Genomic DNA, 17,471 nt, shown 5'->3' with positions numbered 1-17,471 from the left:
ATCCCCGCTGACGCCCTCCCCCAGCAACCGGCAGCCGCGCCTTCACGGCAGCCGCGGCCGCCATCCCCGCCCGCAGCCGCCGCAAACGCCCAATCCTCGAATCCCGCTCATCCTCGCGCAGCGCGATCAGCACCTCAGCCTTCAGCTCCCGCCGTCCCGGTCCGGTCCCGTTTCCGTTTCCGGCTTCCGGGTCTGGTGTTCGGGTCGTTCCTGGGGTTTGATCTGGTCACCGCCGCCGCCCCCTTGCACGAGGAGACGGCTGGATGACCATCGAGCGACGGCAGTTCCTGATCGGATCCGGAGCGGCCCTACTCGGTAGCGCGGTGTTCGCCGGCACCGCGCATGCAGGACCCACGCACGCAGAGCCCCTGCACGCAGGAATGCCGAACATCGACACCAGCGGGCTGTGGCGGGAGTTGGCGGCCAACCCCTACGCGCACCCGCGCATCCCCAACGTCGCCTTCGCCGGCTACCGGACCGGCCGACGTCCCCCGCGACCCGCCGTCCGCGCCAACGTCCTGCGCTACGGCGCCAAGCCGGACGGTTCCGCCGACGCCTCCGCCGCCATCAACCGGGCCGTCGAGGACGTCGGTCGGCGTGGTGGTGGCACCGTTCTGCTGCCCGCCGGCACCTACCGGATCGACGACATCGTCCGCATCGGCTACTCCGACGTCGTCCTCCGCGGTGTCGGCAGCGACCGGACGACCCTGTTCGCCACGCGCTCGCTGGAGGAGATCGTCGGCGTCAACCGCAGTCGGTACGGCGGCACGAGTTCCGCCTGGAGTTGGAGCGGCGGGCTGGTGTGGGTGTGCCACCGGGACCGGTTCCGGGGGCTGGTCGACGCGATCAAGGCGCAGCGGTGGCCGTTCGAGGGGTGGACCGGCAACGCTGGTGACGAAACCACCCTCCTGGCGCGAATTGTTGAACACGCGGATCGCGGAGCGTTTGAACTGACCGTTGCCAACGGGGCCGAAATCGTTGGCGGGCAACGGGTTCTGCTCCAGCTCGACGACGACGGCGACTACGGGCTGTTCAAGCACATGTGCGGGGACATCCCGGGCACGCGGACCTACAAGTGGAGCGACAAGACGAAACTCCTGTCCTACCGGCCTTTCGTGTGGCCGGTGCGGGTGGAGTCGGTGCGCGGCAACAAGGTCCGCCTCGCCCAACCGCTCCCGCTGGACGCCCGCCCGTCGTTCAACCCCCGCCTGACCACGCTCGTGCCGCCGATCACGGGCGCCGGCATCGAAGGCCTGACCATCCGCATGGTGAAGACCGTCCGCCCGGCACACTTGCGGGACAAGGGGTACAACGGATTGGCGTTCCAGTGCGCCTGGGACTGCTGGGCCGACGACGTGTCCGTTGTGGACAGTGACAACGGCTTCCTCTTGGTGTCCGCCAAGGGTGTTTCCCTGCTCCGCACCCGGGTCGAGGGCCGCGGCCAGCACCACTCCTACGCGTGCCGCGAGCAGTCGCACGACAACCTGGTGCAGGACTTCGCGATCGGCGCGTTCACCGAACCGCCCACCCCCGGCTCCGGCCACCACGGCATCAACGTGGAAGGCCTGTCGTGCGGCAACGTCTGGTCCCGCGGCCGGATGGACGCCGGCACGTTCGACACCCACCGCGGCCTGCCGTTCGCCAACGTCCGCACCGAGATCACGATCCACAACGACGGCGCGCACGGCGGCTCGGCGGACGCGGGACCGTTGTACGGGGCGAGGTTCACCCACTGGAACGTGACGGTCACCAACGGCCGCGCGGGCTGCGTGAAGATCGACCACGTGGCCCCGCTCAGCGCGACCGCCGGCATCAGCGAGGTCACCGAGTTCGGCCAGATCGACAAACCGGACTTCACCGGCCCGCTGGACTCGGTCCTGGAGTCCTACGGCACGCCGGTCGAGCCCCGCAACCTGCACCAGGCCCAACGCGCCCTGCGCCACCGCTAACCTGGTCGGATGCCGCCCAAGCCCGTCGACCCGACCGAGCTGCGCACCGCCGTGGCCGCCGTCCTCCCCTGGCTGACGGGCGAGGCCGACAAACCGGACCGCCCGGTTCTGGCCACGGCGGTGAAGCTCAGCCTGCGCACCCTGGAACAACTCGCCCCGGGCCGCAGCGTCGAGGTCCGGGTCCCACCCTTCGCCGCGGTCCAGTGCGTAGCCGGCCCCCGCCACACCCGCGGCACCCCGCCGAACGTGGTGGAAACCGACCCGGAGACGTGGCTCCTCCTGGCCACGGGCCGCCTGGAGTGGTCCCAGGCCGTGGAGGACGCGAAGGTGACGGCCTCCGGGAGCAGGGCGGACCTGTCCACCCTGCTCCCGGTCGTCCGGATCTGACTAAGCTCGACCGGGTGAAGGCGCTCAAGGCGGTCGCCGCCATCCTCGCGGTCGGAACGGTCCTCGCCGGGTGCGGCAGCAGCGAGTGGGAGGGCGACGTCCGCTTCAAGGTCACCAAGGTCACGAAGGACGAAGTGCTGGTGTCCGGCCAGAAGTGGGAGGGCCAGCTGTCGTTGGAACTCGCCCAGGAGCAGCCGTCCGGCGCGGCACCCATCACCGGGGGCTTCGTCCGGCTCGACGAGGCGCCTTCCGGTGTCGAGGTCGGCGACACCCTGGTCTGCAAGGTGAAGCAGCGCGACGAGAGCAAGTTCGACGACGCCGAAGGTGTGCAGGCCATCAGTTCCTGCCGCAAAGCCTGAGCGCCGCGAGCGGCCGGCTAACGTCTGCCCCGTGAAGGCGGTCAACATCGGTGCGGTGCTGCTGGTGGCCGGTTCGCTCCTCACCGGGTGCAGCGAGTGGACGGGCGAGATCCGGTTCAAGGTCGTCCGCATCCCCCCGCGTACGAAGCGTCGGTCAGACGCGCCCGCCCTACGTCGTGATGGAGCTGGACCAGGAGCAGCCCGAGGGGCTGCCCCCGATCACCACCGAGGGCGCGAACGTCGACCAGTTCCCGCCCGACATCAAGGTCGGCGACGTCGTGGTCTGCCACCACCGCCGCTGGGACGACAACGGGCTCGACGGCATCGACCCCCAGGACGAGACCGGGCCGTGCCGCCGACCCTGACCGGTCAGAACCAGGAACCGACCGTCCGGTCCCAGGCGCCCTTCGCGCCCTCCACGACGTCCCGGCCACCCTCGACGACGTCGCCGACACCGCCGACCACGACGTCGAGGCCGTCGCTGACGATCTCCTTGCCGGTGTTGACCAGGCCGGTGCCCGCGTTGGACCAGTTGCCGTTCCACGCCTCGCGGCCCGCGTTGTAGAGGCCGGAACCGGCGTCGGTCACCAGGTCGGCCGCGCCGACGGCCGTGCCGCTCACCGCGTCGATGACCGGGCCTACGACCGGGATGTGCGAGCCGGGCAGCGAAGGGCCGACCGGGTTGTCGTGCCACTTCTGCTCTGTGACCGAGGCACCGTCGCCGTTGGCGATCCGGGCGAGGTTCTGCACCGACTCCGAGCCCTTGTCGTAGTAGGCGGAGTGGGCGTGGTCGATCATGGACGAGTCCGAGGTGCCGAACACCTTCGCGCCGAAGCGGTCGTCGTACGGGCCGATCGACGAGCCGTCCTGGGTGAACCAGCTCGAGCTGGTGCCCTGGACCACCGGGTCGTGCTCGGTCGCGCCGGCGTAGACGTGGCCGGGACCCACCGAGAGCTGGTTGACGTTGGACGCGCCCACGCCCGGCGAGCCGACGAAGGCGATGTCGTCGGCCGCGAGGCCGTTCATGCCCGCGTAGCCGACGGTGGTGGAGCCGTAGGAGTGGCCGATCACCGTGAGGTGCTGGCGGTTGCCCGCTGCCTCGGCGGCGGCGCGGTAGCCGTCGACGTCGGCCACGAGGTTCGCGCCACCCTCGCGGGCCTGCGCCGGGTTGTCGACCTCGCCGGGCGCCCAGCCGGGTGCGTCGTAACCGAGCCACTGGATGGTGGCGTTGCCGTTCGGCCCCATCGCCTCGCGCAGGTTGGCGGCCTGGCCCACGGAGAAGCTGTCCAGCTCGGAACCGGTGCCCGGCACGCACACGGCGAGGTTCTTGGCCGTGTCGGGGTTGCCGTAGGCGATCGCCATGCCGCCGTCGCCGCGCGGGCCGTACGGGTCGTAGGCGAGCACCCGGACGTCGCTCTCGTTCCAGCCCTTCTCCCCGGCGATCCGCGTGGCGTCGCGGAGGCTGGATTCGGCCTTCGCGGCGTTGTCCGCCTTGGTGGCCGCTTCCTGCCGCTGCTCCGACAGCGACGCGTACTGCGGGTCGTTCATGAGCTTGTTCAAGTCTTCGGACTTGTTCGGGTCGAGACCCAGCTCGCGGGCGCGGGCGTCCATCTGCGACTGGAGCTGGTCGCGCTCCGCGCCGAAGCGCTGGATGTCGTCCTTTATGCGGGCGCGGTTCGCGGTGTCGAGGACTTCGGACGGGAGGCCGCGGAGTTGGCCCAGTTCCTGGAACTTCGTGCGCAGCAGTTCGTCCTGCTGTTCCTTCGTCAGCGACTTCCACCACTCGGCGACCTTCTTCGGGTCGGTGCCCGGCGGCGGGACGGTGGCGGTGGTGCGCATGGCCTGGACGGCGGTGTTCCAGCCGGCGTCCTTCGCGGCCACCTCCTGGAAGGCGGGGCGGACGCCGGACAGGGCCTTCGCGTAGGAGCGGAGGACGTTCTCGTAGCTGTTCTTGACGTTGGTCAGCTGTTCGTTGACCTTGTTGGCCAACTCGCGGGTCTGGGCCTCGTCCAGCGCGGGGGACCGGCCGCGCCAGAAGTCGATGAGCTGGTCGGCGCTGCCGCGCATCTGGCCGTAGGCCCTCGATGCGGCCTGGACGATGTCGATGCCCGCGGCCAGGCGTTCGCCGGCGACGGTGGCGGACCTGCTCGACAGCTCGGCGCGGGCGCCGAACTTCTGGGCGGACTCGCCCTGCCAGCTCGCGGTGGCGGTCTGGCCGCCCGTCGTCACGGACTGGCCCGCCCTGCCCACGGCGCTCTGCGCGCCGCTGATGGGGTCCGCGGCGGCGGCGACTCGGCCCGCGTCGCCGGACGCGAGCTGCCGGTACAGGACCTCCGGGTCGACGTAGCTCACGCCAGGCCACCTTCCAGGGAGCGGAACGAGTTGTTGGAGTCGTCGTCGGCGCGCTGGTAGGCGTCGGCGTTCTCGTTCAGGCCGTCGCCCGCGTCGCGGTACCAGGCGCTGCCGCGGCGCAGGTCGTCGGACTGCTCGCCGGCCCACTTGGCCAGCGCGTCGGCGAACTCGGCGGCGGCGGCGACCTCGCCCAGGGCGCTCGCGTCCAGCCGCAGCATGGAGATCATCTCGGCACCGTCGCCCGCCGCGTCCGCACCCTCGTGGAACTGCTTGGACGCCGCGCGCAACGTCTCTGGTCGCACACCGAACACGGTTCCCCACCCTTCGTGCCGCTACCCGCTGGACGGTCCGACGCAGCACGATCATCCCCGGTTCCCACGCCCGGAAGTCGGGAATGCGGAACCATGTCCGCCGTGGCCGCGTCGGTGGAGGCGGCGTGACAGGAACACCGGGAGGCGCAAGTGGCTGGCTGGAACCCGCAGCGGTGGACGGCGAAGTTCGACGAACAGGCCGCGATGTTCCGCGAGGCGGTCGGGAAGGCCGACCCGGAGGCCAAGGTGCCGAGCTGCCCTGGTTGGACGTTCACCGAGCTGACCCTGCACGTCGGGCGGTTCCTCCAGACCTCCCTCGAGTACCTGCGCAGCGGCAGCACGGTCCGGCTCAACCTGCCCCCGGTGCCGCAGGACATCGTGCCGCTGGAGTACCTGGACGCGCAGCTCGCGCTGGCCGCCGAAGTGCTGCCCGCCGTCCCCGGCAACCGCCCCGCCTGGACGTTCTCGCCCGCCTCGCCCGACCTGGCCTGGGTCTGGCACCGCCGCATCGCCCACGAACTCGACCTGCGCCGTTGGGACGCCCAAGCCGCCCTGCGCGAGCTGGTCAGCGGCGACACCGACTTCGCCGTGGACGGCATCGAGGAGTCCCTGGGCACCCTGCTGGCCGCCAAGTACGCCACCGACGTCCCCCCGACCGCCAAGGGCACCGCGTTCATCCAGCTCACCGATGTCCCCGAGGCCTGGGTGGTCACCCTCGAACCCGGTGTGGTGCCGGAGTTGCGGGCCGCGTGGCCGGGGGAGGAGACCGACCTCCAGATCACCGGCGAGGCGCAGATCGTGCACTACGGCCTGTGGGGTCGGCTGCCGCTCAAGACCACCGGTGACCAGAGCGTGCTCAGCGTGATCAAGCTGGACTGACGGGGTGTGCTTGCTCACGTCCCACGGGTCCTGATGGGGGTGGTTCACCCCCCGTTCGCCTTACACTCGGACGTGCAGCCCCGCCCGCGTCGCTAGGGAGCACTCGGTGGTCACCGACCAGTCAGCAGCCGGCCGCACCGATACCGAGCAGGAGCCCCGCGAGGAATGCGGGGTCTTCGGTGTCTGGGCGCCCGGTGAAGAGGTCGCCAAACTCACCTACTACGGCCTGTACGCGTTGCAGCACCGCGGGCAGGAAGCCGCCGGCATCTCGGTCGGCGACGGCAGCCAGGTCGTCGTGTTCAAGGACCTGGGCCTGGTCAGCCAGGTGTTCGACGAGCAGGTGCTGTCCAGCCTGCGCGGCCACGTCGCCGTCGGCCACTGCCGGTACTCCACCACCGGCTCCACGACCTGGGAGAACGCCCAGCCCACCTTCCGCACCACGGCCACCGGCTCGGGCCTGTCGCTGGGCCACAACGGCAACCTGGTGAACACCGCCGATCTGCTGGCCCGCGCCCGCGAGCTGGGCGTGGACACCAGCCACGGCGCGACCACCGACTCGGACCTGGTGTGCGGGCTGCTCGCGGCGCAGGCCGCGGACATCGGCATCGAGCAGGCCGCCATGCAGCTGCTGCCGACCCTGCGCGGCGCGTTCTGCCTCGCCTTCTCCGACGAGTCCACGCTGTACGCGGCGCGTGACCCGCACGGCGTGCGCCCGCTGGTGCTGGGCCGGCTGGAGCGCGGCTGGGTCGTCGCCAGCGAGACCGCGGCGCTGGACATCGTGGGCGCCTCGTTCGTCCGCGAGGTCGAGCCCGGCGAGCTGATCGCGATCGACGAGAACGGCCTGCGCTCGTCCCGGTTCGCCAACCCCGAGCCCAAGGGCTGCATCTTCGAGTACGTCTACCTGGCCCGCCCGGACACCACGATCGCCGGCCGGTCCGTGCACGCCACCCGCGTCGAGATCGGCCGCAGGCTCGCCCAGGAGCACCCGGTGGAGGCCGACCTGGTCATCCCGGTGCCCGAGTCCGGCACGCCCGCCGCGATCGGCTACGCGCAGGCCTCCGGCATCCCCTACGGGTCCGGCCTGGTCAAGAACGCCTACGTGGGCCGCACGTTCATCCAGCCGTCGCAGACCATCCGGCAGCTGGGCATCCGGCTCAAGCTCAACCCGCTGCGCGACGTCATCCGCGGCAAGCGCCTGGTCGTCGTGGACGACTCGATCGTGCGCGGCAACACGCAGCGCGCCCTGGTCCGGATGCTGCGCGAGGCAGGCGCGGTCGAGGTGCACGTCCGGATCGCGTCCCCGCCGGTCAAGTGGCCGTGCTTCTACGGCATCGACTTCGCCTCCCGCGCCGAGCTGATCGCCAACGGCCTCGACGACGACGGCATCCGCCGCTCCATCGGGTCCGACTCGCTGGGCTACGTGTCGCTGGAGCAGCTCGTCGCGGCCACCGAACAGCCCCGCACCCGGCTGTGCTCGGCGTGCTTCGACGGCGAGTACCCCATCCCGCTGCCCGAGGACGCCCTGATCGGCAAGCACCTGTTGGAGGGCATCCGGGGCGTGGCGGGCTCGGCGGCTCCCGTTCTGGCGAACGGGTACGGTGCCGAGGACGCCTTGCGGCGTCCCTGACAGACCTGCCCGCACAACATGAGAGCCAGTGACGTGACCGACACCCCCAAGGCCACTTACGCCGCCGCCGGAGTCAGCATCACCGCAGGTGACGAGGCGGTGGAGAAGCTCAAGCCGTGGGCGGCGAAGGCGCAGCGGCCCGAGGTGCTCGGCGGCATCGGCGGGTTCGCGGGCCTGTTCCAGCTGCGCCTGGACCGCTGGAAGGAGCCGGTGCTCGCGTCGTCCACCGACGGCGTCGGCACCAAGATCGCGGTCGCCCAGGCGCTGGACAAGCACGACACCGTCGGCATCGACCTGGTCGCCATGGTCGTGGACGACCTGGTGGTGTGCGGCGCGGAACCGCTGTTCATGCAGGACTACATCGCCATCGGCAAGGTGGTGCCGGAGAAGGTCGCGGCGCTGGTCAAGGGCATCGCGGAGGGCTGCGTCCAGGCCGGCTGCGCGCTGCTGGGCGGCGAGACCGCCGAGCACCCCGGTCTGATGGGCGAGAACGACTACGACATCTCCGGCACCGGCGTGGGCGTCGTCGAGGCGTCCGGGATGCTCGGGCCGGATCGGGTGCGGCACGGCGACGTCGTCATCGCGATGGGGTCGTCCGGGTTGCACTCGAACGGGTACTCCCTGGCCCGGCACGTGCTGCTGGACATCGCCCGCATGCCGCTGTCCGGGCACGTGGAGGAGTTCGGCCGCACCCTCGGCGAGGAGATGCTGGAGCCGACCCGGATCTACGCCAAGGACTGCCTGGCGCTGGCCGCCGAGGCCGAGGTGCGGACGTTCGCGCACGTCACCGGCGGTGGCCTGGCGGCGAACCTGGCCCGCGTGCTGCCCGAGGGCCTGCACGCCACGCTGGACCGCGGCACCTGGACGCCGGCGCCGGTGTTCCAGATGATCGCCCAGCGCGGCCGGGTGGAGCGCGAGGAGATGGAGAAGACGTTCAACATGGGCGTCGGCATGGTCGCCGTGGTGTCCCCGGAGGACGTCGACCGCGCCCTGGCCGTGCTGACCGCCCGCCACGTGCCCGCCTGGGTGCTCGGCGAGGTGACCCGGTCCGACGACGGCGCGACCGCGCTCGTCGGCGACCACCCGAGGTTCTAGGGAAACGCTCATGACCGCCCGCGCCGTCCGGTTGGATGGTGCGGGTGTCGTGGGAGTCGATCGAGCGCTTCTCGTGGTTGGCGGGCATCTTCAGCGCGGTGGTCGCGCTGGTCGCGGCGGTCATGGCGGGTCGCGCGGCCAAGGCGTCCTCGCGCGACTTCGTCAAGGTGGTCGCGCTGGCCACGGACAAGCCGGAGTTGCTGGCGGAGTTCGAGGCGGAGGAGCGCCGACGGGACGCGGCGCTGCGGAAGCGGCTGCGGGCGGTGACCGCGGCGGCCGGGGCCGCGGTGGTGCTGATCCTCGCCGCCTTCGCCATCGGCCGGCTGCTGCCGGACCGGGTGGCGGTCGACGTCGTCGGCGGTGACCGGCCGCGGACCGTGGACCAGTGCTTCCAGCTCAACGACTCCACCGTGTGCCAGCAGGTGTACCGCTACGAGCTGGCGGCGGGCGGGAAGGTGGAGACCCGGTTCGCCGGGGTCGACCGGCGGGGGCCGCGGGACGGTGTCGGCCGGCTGTCGGTGCACCAGCCGGGCTGCGACGCGGACGTGCGGTGGCGGGTGACCGTGGACGGGGTGGCGGTCGGCACCGGCGAGCCGACCGACCGGGTGGAGTTCCCGCTGGTCAGCGGCCGGGAGTTCGTGTTCACCGCCGAACGCGGCCCGGGCGGGGGCTGTGACCGCGTCGAGCTGGACGTGGACGCCGGGATGTCGTTCGACTCGTGAGGCAACCCCGCGCCGTCCCGGTCCCGTATTGACCGGCGACCGAGGGAGGGCGAGTGGAACGCGACCGCGAGTTCGCCGAGTTCGTCGCAGCCCGCGCGCTGGTGCTGCGGCGGACCGCGTACCTGCTGTGCGGCGACTGGCACCGGGCCGAGGACCTGGTGCAGACCGCGTTGACCAAGCTGTACGTGGCGTGGCCCCGGGTCCGCCGCGACGGCGGGCTGGACGCGTACGCGCGGAAGACCCTGGTCCGCGCGGCCATCGACGAGTCGCGGCGCGGGTTCCGCAGCCGGGAGACGGTCGTGGAGCGGCTGCCGGACACACCCGTGCCCGGCGCCGGTCCCGCCGACCTGGACGTCCGGGAGGCGCTGGCGGCCCTGCCGAAGGGGCAGCGCGCCGTCGTGGTCCTGCGGTACTGGGAGGACCTGAGCATCACCGAGACCGCCCGCCTCCTCGGTCGGTCCGAGGGCACCGTGAAGAGCCAGGCGGCGAAGGGTTTGGCCGCGCTGCGGGAACTTCTCGGCCGCCACGTCTTCGAGGAGCAGCGATGACCGACATCAAGCAGACCCTGGAAACCGCGTTCGACGGCGAGCCGCCGCTCACCCTCGACGTGCCGAAGATCGTGAAGGCGGGCAAGCGCCGGGTGACCGTGCGCCGCGCCGCGACCGGCGTCGCCGTGCTCGCGACCGTCACGGCGGTGTGCGTGCCCGCCATGCTCGGGTCCAGCGGAGGGTCGAGCGGGGGCTCCACCGGCTCGGTGGAGGTCGCGGCTTCTCCGCCGTCGACCACCCTGACCACCACCACCGCTCCGCCCGCGTCGTCCACGGCCAACGTGCCACCGCAGGACACGGTGACCACCAAGCCGGGCGCGGAGGTGCCGTCCATGCCCCGCCCGGAACCGCCGCGGCCGGTGACCGAGGAACGCGCCCGGCAGCTCACCGCGCTGCTCGCGTCCTCGGGCGCGATCCCGGCCGACGCCCAGGCCAAGCCGATCCCCCGGGACCCGCTGCCGCCGTGGGAGTTCCAGGCCTCGGGCAACGAGTACCGCGTCGTCACCGACGTGACCACGCCGGCCGGGAAGGGCATGGTGCTGATCTACCTCTCGCCCGGTGCCGCGCCGACGTGCGACCCTGGGTGCGAGGTGGTCCGGCAGCCCGACGGCCGGGAGGTGTTCGTCAGCACCAGCGAGTTCAACGGCATCAGGCTGCTGCTGGTGGACGTCGCCATCCCGGGCGGCCGGGTGCACGTCCAGGTGTCGAACAGCAGTGACAAGACCGTGGGCAACGGCGAACGGCCGCTGACCGCCGAGCAGGCGGTAAAGCTGGCGGCGATCCCCGGCCTGACGTTCTAACCTTGGTCGCGTGGCCGAGGACCTGGTGGTGACGCGGACGCTGGTGGTGCCGGCGGCCGAGCTGAGCGAACGCTTCTCCAGGTCCTCCGGCCCCGGCGGCCAGGGCGTGAACACGGCGGACAGCCGGGTCGAGCTGTCGTTCGACCTGGCGTCCTCGCCGGCGGTTCCCGAGCACCTGCGGGCCCGGATGCTGGCCCGCCTCGACAACCGGCTGGTGGACGGCGTGCTGACCATCGCGGCGAGCGAACACCGGACCCAGCTGAAGAACCGGCAGGCGGCACGGGAGCGGCTGGTCCGGCTGCTGCGGGACGCGGCCGCGCCCCCGCCGCCCAAGCGGCGGCCCACCAAGCCGACCAAGGGCTCGCAGGAGCGCCGGATCGCGGAGAAGAAGCGCCGGGCGCAGACGAAGCAGGGCCGCACCGGCCGCTGGGACTAGGCCTCCAGCGGGTGTCAGTCGAGCCAGAAGTACTGGCGTTCCGGCCTGCCCGTTCCCCCGTACCGCAGGCGCACCTCGGCCTTTCCGATGGCCACGAAGTGCTCCAAGTACCGCCGTGCCGACACGCGGGCCAGTTCCGTCGCCTCCGCGCACTCCGTGGCCGACACCCCGCCGGGCCGCTCCCGCAACACCCGCTCCACCAGCGCCGCGGTCGGCGAACTCAGGCCCTTGGGCAGGCGGGCCGACGATGTCGGACGGGCCCCGAACACCTGGTCCACGTCCGCCTGGCCGGCCGACGCCAGTTGGTCCAGCCGGCGGTCCAGCGCGGCGAAGTGGGCCAACTGGTCGCGCAGGGCCGCGTACTCGAACGGTTTGATCAGGTAGTGGAGGACGCCGCCGCGCATGGCGCTGCGGACCGTGTCGACGTCCGTCGCCGCCGTGATCACGATGACGTCGACCTCGTCCGGCCCGGACCGAAGCTCCCGCAGCACGCCCAGGCCGTCCAGGTCAGGGAGGTAGATGTCCAGCAGGACCAGGTCGGGGCGCAGTTCGCGGACCAGCCTCAACGCGTCCGTGCCGGTGTGCGCGACACCGACGACCTCGAAGCCCGGTGTCCGCGACACGTATCCACTGTGGACCTTCGCGACCATGAAGTCGTCGTCCACCACCAGAACCCTGATCACAGCGCCACCTCCACGGGCAGCCGCGCGGTGAACACGGCGCCGTCGACGCGGACGGAACCGCCGCGCCGCAAGCAGGTCTGCCGGATCAGCGCCAGGCCCAGCCCCCGGGAGCCCTGTTCCGCCGCCTTGGTGGTGAAGCCGTGGCGGAACACCTCCTCGGCCAGTTCCGGCGCGACGCCCGGACCCGAATCTCGCACCACCACGAGGACTTCGCCCTCCACCTGGCGTACGGACACCTCGATCCAGCCCTGTTCGTTCAGCGCGTCCAGCGCGTTGTCGACGAGGTTCCCCAACACCAGCACCAGGTCCGTCGACAGCACCTCGTCCACAGTGGACAGCTCGCTGGCCGGGTCGAGGCGCAGGCCGATGCCGCGTTCCGCCGCGAGGCTCGACTTGGCGATCAGGAGCGCGGCGACGGCCGGGTCGGCGATGCGGGAGGACACCTCCGCGCGCCAACGGCCCTGCGCGCTGCTGATCCGGTTGATGAACCCGCGGACCTCGTCGTACTCGCCGAGTTCCACCAGGCCGGCGATGGTGTGCAGGCGGTTGCTGAACTCGTGGGCCTGGGCGCGGAGGGTGTCCGTGGCGTGGCGGCTCGCGTCGAGCTCGTCCTGGAGGGTCCTCAGTTCGGTGCGGTCGCGGAGGGTGACGACCGAGCCGTGCACGTCGAGGGGCATGCGGTTCAGTGTGAGGACCCGGCCCTCGCCCAGCGCCACCTGGTCGGCTCCGGTGACGCGGCCGGTCAGGACGTCGCGCAGGCGTTCGTCTACGCCCAGGTCGTCGACCGAGCGGCCGACGGCGTCTTCGGGGAGGTTGAGCAGTTCGCGGGCGTGGTCGTTGACGAGGGTGACGCGGTGTTGCGGGTCCAGTGCCACCACGCCCTCCTTGATGCCGTGCAGCAGCGCCTCGCGGTACTCGACCAGGGCCGTGATCTCGTGCGGCTCCAGGCCCAGGGTCTGGTTCTTGACCCGCCGGGCCAGCAGGAGCGAGCCGGCCACGCCGATCACCAGCGCCACGCCGAGCAGGCGCAGCGCGTTGTCCGGCGAGTCGAGCACACCCTCCCAGAACCCCGGCGCCTGCTGCCCGGCGGCGACCAGACCGATGACCTGTCCGTTGTCGCCGATGACCGGGACGTGCGCGACGGTCGCGCCGCCGAGTTCGCCCACCCACGACCGGCCCTGGAGGGCGGTGCTGTCGCCGAGTTCGAGCGGTTCGCCGACCTGGTTCGGGTCCGGTGAGGTGAGGACCTTGCGGTCCGCGCCGGCGATGATCACGTAGCTCGCGCCGGACAGGCTCTGCGCCGTGGTGGCGAACGGGGCCAGGGCGTAGTGGCGCAGCGGGTCGGCCAGCGAAGCCCGCACCCCGGCCGTCGCGGCGGTGTCCTCGGCCACGGACAGCATCCGGCGTCCCTCGGTCGTGCGGAAGTTCGCCCCCGCCTGGAGGACGGACAGCACGCCGACCGCGCACAGCAGTGCCACGACCACTACCAGTTGCCACACGAGCAGCTGGCGGGCCAGCGACCCACGTCCACCCATGGGCACCTCCGTGACCACAACGACCAAAAAAACCTCTAGGCGCGCAAGCGGGACTTCCTTGTTTACACGAGTGCAACATGTCCAACCACGCGGAAGAGAGGCGGGGATCACAGTGTCCGGACGGGTGAAGAGCTGGCTGGCGGTGGCCGCCGCCCTGGCGGCCGTCGTGCTGGTGCCGCCGCTGCTGACCTCCGGCGCGGACGGCGGCGGCGCCACCCTGCGCGGGCTGCGCGTGCTGGTGCCGAACTCGCCCGGCGGCGGGTACGACGTCACCGCGCGCACCGCCGCGAAGGCCATGGAGGACGCCGAGCTGATCCGCAACGCCGAGGTGTTCAACCTGCCCGGCGCGGGCGGCACGGTCGGCCTCGGGCGGACGGTCAACGAGCGGGGCAACGGCAAGCTCGTCATGTCGATGGGCCTGGGCGTGGTGGGCAGCGTCTACACGAACAAGTCGCCGTCGTCGCTGCTGGACACCACGCCGATCGCGAAGCTCATCGAGGAGCCGGACATCGTCGTGGTCGGCAAGGACTCGCCGTACCGGACGCTGGACGAGCTGATCACGGCGTGGAAGGCGAACCCGGGCGCGGTGCAGGTGGGCGGCGGGTCCTCGCCGGGCGGCCCGGACCACCTCGCGCCGATGCTGATCGCCAAGGCCGTGGGGCTCCCGCCCAAGCAGGTCAACTACATCCCGTTCGACGGCGGCGGCGAGCTGCTGGCGTCCGTGCTGGGCGGGAAGGTCGCGTTCGGCGTGTCCGGGGTGGGCGAGTACCGCGACCAGATCGAGGCCGGGCAGATCCGGGTGCTGGCGGTGACCAGCGGCAAGCGGGTGTCCGGGGTGGACGCACCCACGCTGCGCGAGGCGGGCGTGGACGTCGAGTTCAACAACTGGCGCGGCGTGGTCGCCCCGCCGGGGGTGTCGGACGCCGACCGCGCCCGGCTGGTGGACCTGTTCACGGACCTGCACGGGACCCCGCAGTGGCGGGAGGCGTTGGCGCGCAACGGGTGGACCGACGCCTTCACGCCCGGTGCGGAGTTCGGTTCCTTCCTGCAAGAGGAGAACGAGCGAGTGGCGACGGTGCTGAAGGACTTGGGGCTGGCATGACGACACAAGCGGAGCCCCGCCGGTCGTGGTGGCGGGAACACTCGGAGCTGGGCATCTGCGCCGTGCTGGTGGCGCTGGGCGGGCTGGTCCTGGTGGACGCGATCCGCATCCCGACCGACTTCGCGCAACGCGGCCCGGTCGGCCCGAAGGCGGTGCCGGTCGTGGTCGGGGTCGCGTTGATCGTGGTCGCGGTCCTGCTCGCGCGGGACGTCCTGCGCGGCGGTCGGGGCGAGGCCGAGGGCGGTGAGGACGTCGACCTCTCCGCGCCCGCCGACTGGCGCACCGTGCTGCTGCTGTGCGGGGCGTTCCTGGCCAACGCGGCGCTCATCGGTGTCGTCGGGTTCCCGATCTCCGGCGCGATCCTGTTCTGGGGCGCGGCCTACGCGCTGGGCAGCCGGCACTTCGTGCGCGACCCGCTCATCGCCGCCGGGCTCTCGGTGGTGACGTTCGTGCTGTTCGACAACGTGCTCGGCGTGCCCCTGCCGGGCGGTCCGCTGGTGGGGGTGCTCTGATGGACGTGTTCGCCAACCTGATGGAGGGGTTCGCCACCGCGCTGACCCCGACCCACCTGGCGCTGGCCGCCCTGGGCGTCCTGCTCGGCACGGCGATCGGCGTGCTGCCCGGGATCGGCCCGGCGATGGCGGTGGCCCTGCTGCTGCCGGTCACCTACGGGCTGGAGCCGACGGGCGCGTTCATCATGTTCGCCGGCATCTACTACGGCGGCATGTTCGGCGGGTCGACCACGTCGATCCTGCTCAACACGCCGGGTGAGAGCGCGGCGGTGGTCGCGGCGATCGACGGCAACCCGATGGCCCGGAAGGGCCGGGGCGCGCAAGCGCTTGCGGCCGCGGCCGTCGGGCACTTCGTGGGCGGCGTCATCGGCACGACCCTGCTGGTCCTGCTGGCTCCGACGGTGGCGAAGTACGCGGTGGACATCGGTGCGCCGGACTTCTTCGCGATCATGGTGCTGGCGTTCATCGCGGTCACGTCCGTGCTGGGCGCGTCCCGTGTGCGCGGGTTCGCGTCGCTGCTCATCGGTCTCACGATCGGGTTGGTCGGGCTGGACGAGATGACCGGCCAGCAGCGGCTCACGTTCGGTTCGCTGCACCTCGCCGACGGGATCGACGTCGTGGTGGTCGCGGTGGCGCTGTTCGCGGTCGGCGAGTCGCTGTGGGTGGCCGCCCACCTGCGGCGCAAGACGAGCGAGGCGATCCCGGTGGGTCGGCCGTGGCTGGGGCGCGCGGACGTGAAGCGGGCGTGGAAGCCGTGGCTGCGCGGGCCGTTCATCGGGTTCCCGTTCGGGGCGGTGCCGGCGGGTGGCGCGGAGATCCCGACGTTCCTGTCGTACGTGACCGAGAAGCGGCTGTCCAAGCACCGGGGCGAGTTCGGCAAGGGCGCGATCGAGGGCGTGGCCGGGCCGGAGTCGACGGCGTCCGCGTCGGCCGCGGGGACGCTGGTGTCGATGCTGACGCTGGGCCTGCCGACGACGGCGGTCGCGGCGGTCATGCTGGCGGCGTTCCAGCAGTACGGCATCCAGCCCGGTCCGCTGCTGTTCCAGCGGGAGTCGGCGCTGGTGTGGGGCTTGATCGCGTCGCTGTTCATCGGCCTGGTGCTGCTGCTGGTGCTGAACCTGCCGCTGGCGCCGGTGTGGGCGAAGCTGCTGCGGATCCCGCGGCCGTACCTGTACGCGGGGATCCTGTTCTTCGCGAGCGTCGGGGCGTACGCGGTGAACGCGGACGTGTTCGACCTGCTGGTGATGTTCGTGATCGGCCTCTTGGGCTTCGCGATGCGCCGCTACGGCCTGCCCGTGCTGCCGGCGATCATCGGGACCATCCTGGGGCCGGCGGCCGAGCAGCAGATGCGGCGGGCGTTGCAGTTGTCGGATGGTTCACTGGTCGGATTGTTCAACACTCCGTTCTCGATCGCGGTGTACGCGGTGGTGGCTGTGCTGTTGGCGTGGCCACTGGTGCGCCGCTTGGTGCGTAAGCCGCCGCCGGTCGAGCCGTCGCCGCAGGTGGAGCGGGAGAAGGTGGACGCTTAGCGAGCTGCGAGGTGGCGGGTGCCCGGGCACCCGCCACCGCCGCGTCTCCGGGGACGGGTGCGCCCGACCGCCGCCGGCCCGAACCTCCGCCGCGCCGGCCCCGGCCGAACCCGAACCGCCCGCCATCGCCCCGACCACGACAACCACAACGACGACGACGACCACGACCGACGGCACCGGCTGCACCCAGGTCACGCCGTACGACCCGGAACCCGCGCGCTGCCAGTCGTCGGGCGTGCACAACAGGGCGTTGCGCGTGCACTGCGACCGCGACACCCGGTGGGCCGCGACCCACGTCGAACGCGTCGTGCCGGCGGGCGAGGTGGGCGCGTACGCCCAGACCACGGGCACCGCACCGGATCTGCGCATCGACCCGGCCCGTTCGCACAACACCACCGGCGGCGCGTTCACCCTGCACCGCCTGGGCGTCGGCCAGTACCGCGTAGTGGTCGAGGGCGTCGGAACGTGGGGCGGCACGGCGTTCTCCGGTGCGACCGAGTCCGGCTACTGCCACACGCAGGGCCGGCAGGCGTTCCCGGCCCCGCTGGGCGAGGTCTGGGTGGACGTGCGGTGCGTGGACGACACGGGAGCGTTGGCCGACAAGCACTTCGGCATCGCGACCATCCGCCCGCCCGACCGCTGAAC

19 protein-coding genes are annotated in these 17,471 nt (G+C 71.9%); 15 read left to right on the top strand and 4 right to left on the bottom strand.

Annotated elements, in window-relative coordinates:
- The first annotated feature begins 263 nt into the window (after window positions 1–263).
- From RIN75_RS00820 to RIN75_RS00805, 4 genes are all read left to right on the top strand, one after another.
- Window positions 264–1,949: a glycosyl hydrolase family 28-related protein gene (locus RIN75_RS00820; protein ID WP_309109768.1), complete on the top strand. Its 1,686-nt coding sequence runs from the start codon at window positions 264–266 to the stop codon at window positions 1,947–1,949.
- Between the two features lie 9 nt (window positions 1,950–1,958).
- Window positions 1,959–2,336 (top strand): sterol carrier family protein, encoded by a 378-nt coding sequence (locus RIN75_RS00815; protein WP_309109767.1) that lies wholly within the window; start codon window positions 1,959–1,961, stop codon window positions 2,334–2,336.
- Window positions 2,337–2,350: 14 nt separating this feature from the next.
- On the top strand, window positions 2,351–2,695 hold the full coding sequence (locus tag RIN75_RS00810) for a hypothetical protein (protein ID WP_309109766.1): 345 nt from the start codon (window positions 2,351–2,353) through the stop codon (window positions 2,693–2,695).
- Between the two features lie 179 nt (window positions 2,696–2,874).
- On the top strand, window positions 2,875–3,060 hold the full coding sequence (locus tag RIN75_RS00805) for a hypothetical protein (protein WP_309109765.1): 186 nt from the start codon (window positions 2,875–2,877) through the stop codon (window positions 3,058–3,060).
- Window positions 3,061–3,064: 4 nt separating this feature from the next.
- Here the strand turns inward: RIN75_RS00805 and RIN75_RS00800 are convergent, their stop codons facing one another.
- Together RIN75_RS00800 and RIN75_RS00795 are read right to left on the bottom strand one after the other, a co-directional pair.
- Complete coding sequence (locus tag RIN75_RS00800; RefSeq protein WP_309109764.1) at window positions 3,065–5,047, bottom strand: alpha/beta hydrolase; 1,983 nt, start codon at window positions 5,045–5,047, stop codon at window positions 3,065–3,067.
- The gene (locus tag RIN75_RS00795) at window positions 5,044–5,349 is read right to left on the bottom strand and encodes a hypothetical protein (protein ID WP_309109763.1); all 306 of its coding nucleotides are present in this window, start codon (window positions 5,347–5,349) and stop codon (window positions 5,044–5,046) included. The genes RIN75_RS00800 and RIN75_RS00795 overlap by 4 nt, the downstream gene beginning before the upstream one ends.
- A gap of 159 nt (window positions 5,350–5,508) precedes the next feature.
- On the opposite strand from RIN75_RS00795, the gene RIN75_RS00790 reads away from it, so the two are divergent.
- The 7 genes from RIN75_RS00790 (at window position 5,509) to arfB (ending at window position 11,465) form a co-directional block, all read left to right on the top strand.
- Window positions 5,509–6,237, top strand: coding sequence for a maleylpyruvate isomerase N-terminal domain-containing protein (locus tag RIN75_RS00790; protein ID WP_309109762.1), 729 nt, complete (start codon window positions 5,509–5,511; stop codon window positions 6,235–6,237).
- 106 nt (window positions 6,238–6,343) lie between these two features.
- Complete coding sequence (purF, locus tag RIN75_RS00785; RefSeq protein ID WP_309109761.1) at window positions 6,344–7,864, top strand: amidophosphoribosyltransferase; 1,521 nt, start codon at window positions 6,344–6,346, stop codon at window positions 7,862–7,864.
- Between the two features lie 18 nt (window positions 7,865–7,882).
- Window positions 7,883–8,959: a phosphoribosylformylglycinamidine cyclo-ligase gene (gene purM / locus RIN75_RS00780; protein ID WP_375295883.1), complete on the top strand. Its 1,077-nt coding sequence runs from the start codon at window positions 7,883–7,885 to the stop codon at window positions 8,957–8,959.
- A gap of 44 nt (window positions 8,960–9,003) precedes the next feature.
- Window positions 9,004–9,681, top strand: a complete 678-nt coding sequence (locus RIN75_RS00775) for a hypothetical protein (RefSeq protein ID WP_309109759.1) — start codon at window positions 9,004–9,006, stop codon at window positions 9,679–9,681.
- Window positions 9,682–9,734: 53 nt separating this feature from the next.
- Complete coding sequence (locus tag RIN75_RS00770; protein WP_309109758.1) at window positions 9,735–10,229, top strand: SigE family RNA polymerase sigma factor; 495 nt, start codon at window positions 9,735–9,737, stop codon at window positions 10,227–10,229.
- Window positions 10,226–11,029: a hypothetical protein gene (locus RIN75_RS00765; protein ID WP_309109757.1), complete on the top strand. Its 804-nt coding sequence runs from the start codon at window positions 10,226–10,228 to the stop codon at window positions 11,027–11,029. Before RIN75_RS00770 ends, RIN75_RS00765 begins: the two co-directional genes overlap by 4 nt.
- Window positions 11,030–11,039: 10 nt before the next feature.
- Complete coding sequence (gene arfB / locus RIN75_RS00760; RefSeq protein WP_121224382.1) at window positions 11,040–11,465, top strand: alternative ribosome rescue aminoacyl-tRNA hydrolase ArfB; 426 nt, start codon at window positions 11,040–11,042, stop codon at window positions 11,463–11,465.
- Window positions 11,466–11,479: 14 nt separating this feature from the next.
- Here arfB and RIN75_RS00755 read toward each other — a convergent pair whose 3' ends face one another.
- Together RIN75_RS00755 and RIN75_RS00750 are read right to left on the bottom strand one after the other, a co-directional pair.
- Window positions 11,480–12,148: a response regulator gene (locus tag RIN75_RS00755; RefSeq protein ID WP_309109756.1), complete on the bottom strand. Its 669-nt coding sequence runs from the start codon at window positions 12,146–12,148 to the stop codon at window positions 11,480–11,482.
- The gene (locus tag RIN75_RS00750) at window positions 12,145–13,683 is read right to left on the bottom strand and encodes a sensor histidine kinase (RefSeq protein WP_309109755.1); all 1,539 of its coding nucleotides are present in this window, start codon (window positions 13,681–13,683) and stop codon (window positions 12,145–12,147) included. The genes RIN75_RS00755 and RIN75_RS00750 overlap by 4 nt, the downstream gene beginning before the upstream one ends.
- Before the next feature lie 136 nt (window positions 13,684–13,819).
- On the opposite strand from RIN75_RS00750, the gene RIN75_RS00745 reads away from it, so the two are divergent.
- The 4 genes from RIN75_RS00745 to RIN75_RS00730 all read left to right on the top strand — a co-directional run bounded on the left by RIN75_RS00745 (window position 13,820) and on the right by RIN75_RS00730 (window position 17,469).
- Entirely contained in the window at window positions 13,820–14,785 is a 966-nt protein-coding gene (locus tag RIN75_RS00745; protein ID WP_309110414.1) for a tripartite tricarboxylate transporter substrate binding protein, read from the top strand.
- Entirely contained in the window at window positions 14,782–15,297 is a 516-nt protein-coding gene (locus RIN75_RS00740) for a tripartite tricarboxylate transporter TctB family protein (RefSeq protein WP_309109754.1), read from the top strand. Before RIN75_RS00745 ends, RIN75_RS00740 begins: the two co-directional genes overlap by 4 nt.
- On the top strand, window positions 15,297–16,826 hold the full coding sequence (locus RIN75_RS00735) for a tripartite tricarboxylate transporter permease (protein ID WP_309109753.1): 1,530 nt from the start codon (window positions 15,297–15,299) through the stop codon (window positions 16,824–16,826). The genes RIN75_RS00740 and RIN75_RS00735 overlap by 1 nt, the downstream gene beginning before the upstream one ends.
- Before the next feature lie 235 nt (window positions 16,827–17,061).
- The gene (locus tag RIN75_RS00730) at window positions 17,062–17,469 is read left to right on the top strand and encodes a hypothetical protein (protein ID WP_309109752.1); all 408 of its coding nucleotides are present in this window, start codon (window positions 17,062–17,064) and stop codon (window positions 17,467–17,469) included.
- The last annotated feature ends 2 nt before the right edge of the window (window positions 17,470–17,471 follow it).

The organism is Saccharothrix sp. (assembly GCF_031180885.1).
In the GTDB taxonomy this organism is placed as follows: domain Bacteria; phylum Actinomycetota; class Actinomycetes; order Mycobacteriales; family Pseudonocardiaceae; genus Actinosynnema.
This window is presented reverse-complemented; position numbering and strand designations above follow the sequence as displayed.

What these genes read in the sequence shown, in the direction of transcription:
- RIN75_RS00820 (WP_309109768.1), top strand. Translation starts at nt 264, where the DNA reads ATGACCATCGAGCGACGGCAGTTCCTGATCGGATCCGGAGCGGCCCTA.
- RIN75_RS00815 (WP_309109767.1), top strand. Translation starts at nt 1,959, where the DNA reads ATGCCGCCCAAGCCCGTCGACCCGACCGAGCTGCGCACCGCCGTGGCC.
- RIN75_RS00805 (WP_309109765.1), top strand. Translation starts at nt 2,875, where the DNA reads ATGGAGCTGGACCAGGAGCAGCCCGAGGGGCTGCCCCCGATCACCACC.
- purM (WP_375295883.1), top strand. Translation starts at nt 7,883, where the DNA reads ATGAGAGCCAGTGACGTGACCGACACCCCCAAGGCCACTTACGCCGCC.
- RIN75_RS00765 (WP_309109757.1), top strand. Translation starts at nt 10,226, where the DNA reads ATGACCGACATCAAGCAGACCCTGGAAACCGCGTTCGACGGCGAGCCG.
- RIN75_RS00750 (WP_309109755.1), bottom strand. Translation starts at nt 13,683, where the DNA reads ATGGGTGGACGTGGGTCGCTGGCCCGCCAGCTGCTCGTGTGGCAACTG.
- RIN75_RS00740 (WP_309109754.1), top strand. Translation starts at nt 14,782, where the DNA reads ATGACGACACAAGCGGAGCCCCGCCGGTCGTGGTGGCGGGAACACTCG.
- RIN75_RS00735 (WP_309109753.1), top strand. Translation starts at nt 15,297, where the DNA reads ATGGACGTGTTCGCCAACCTGATGGAGGGGTTCGCCACCGCGCTGACC.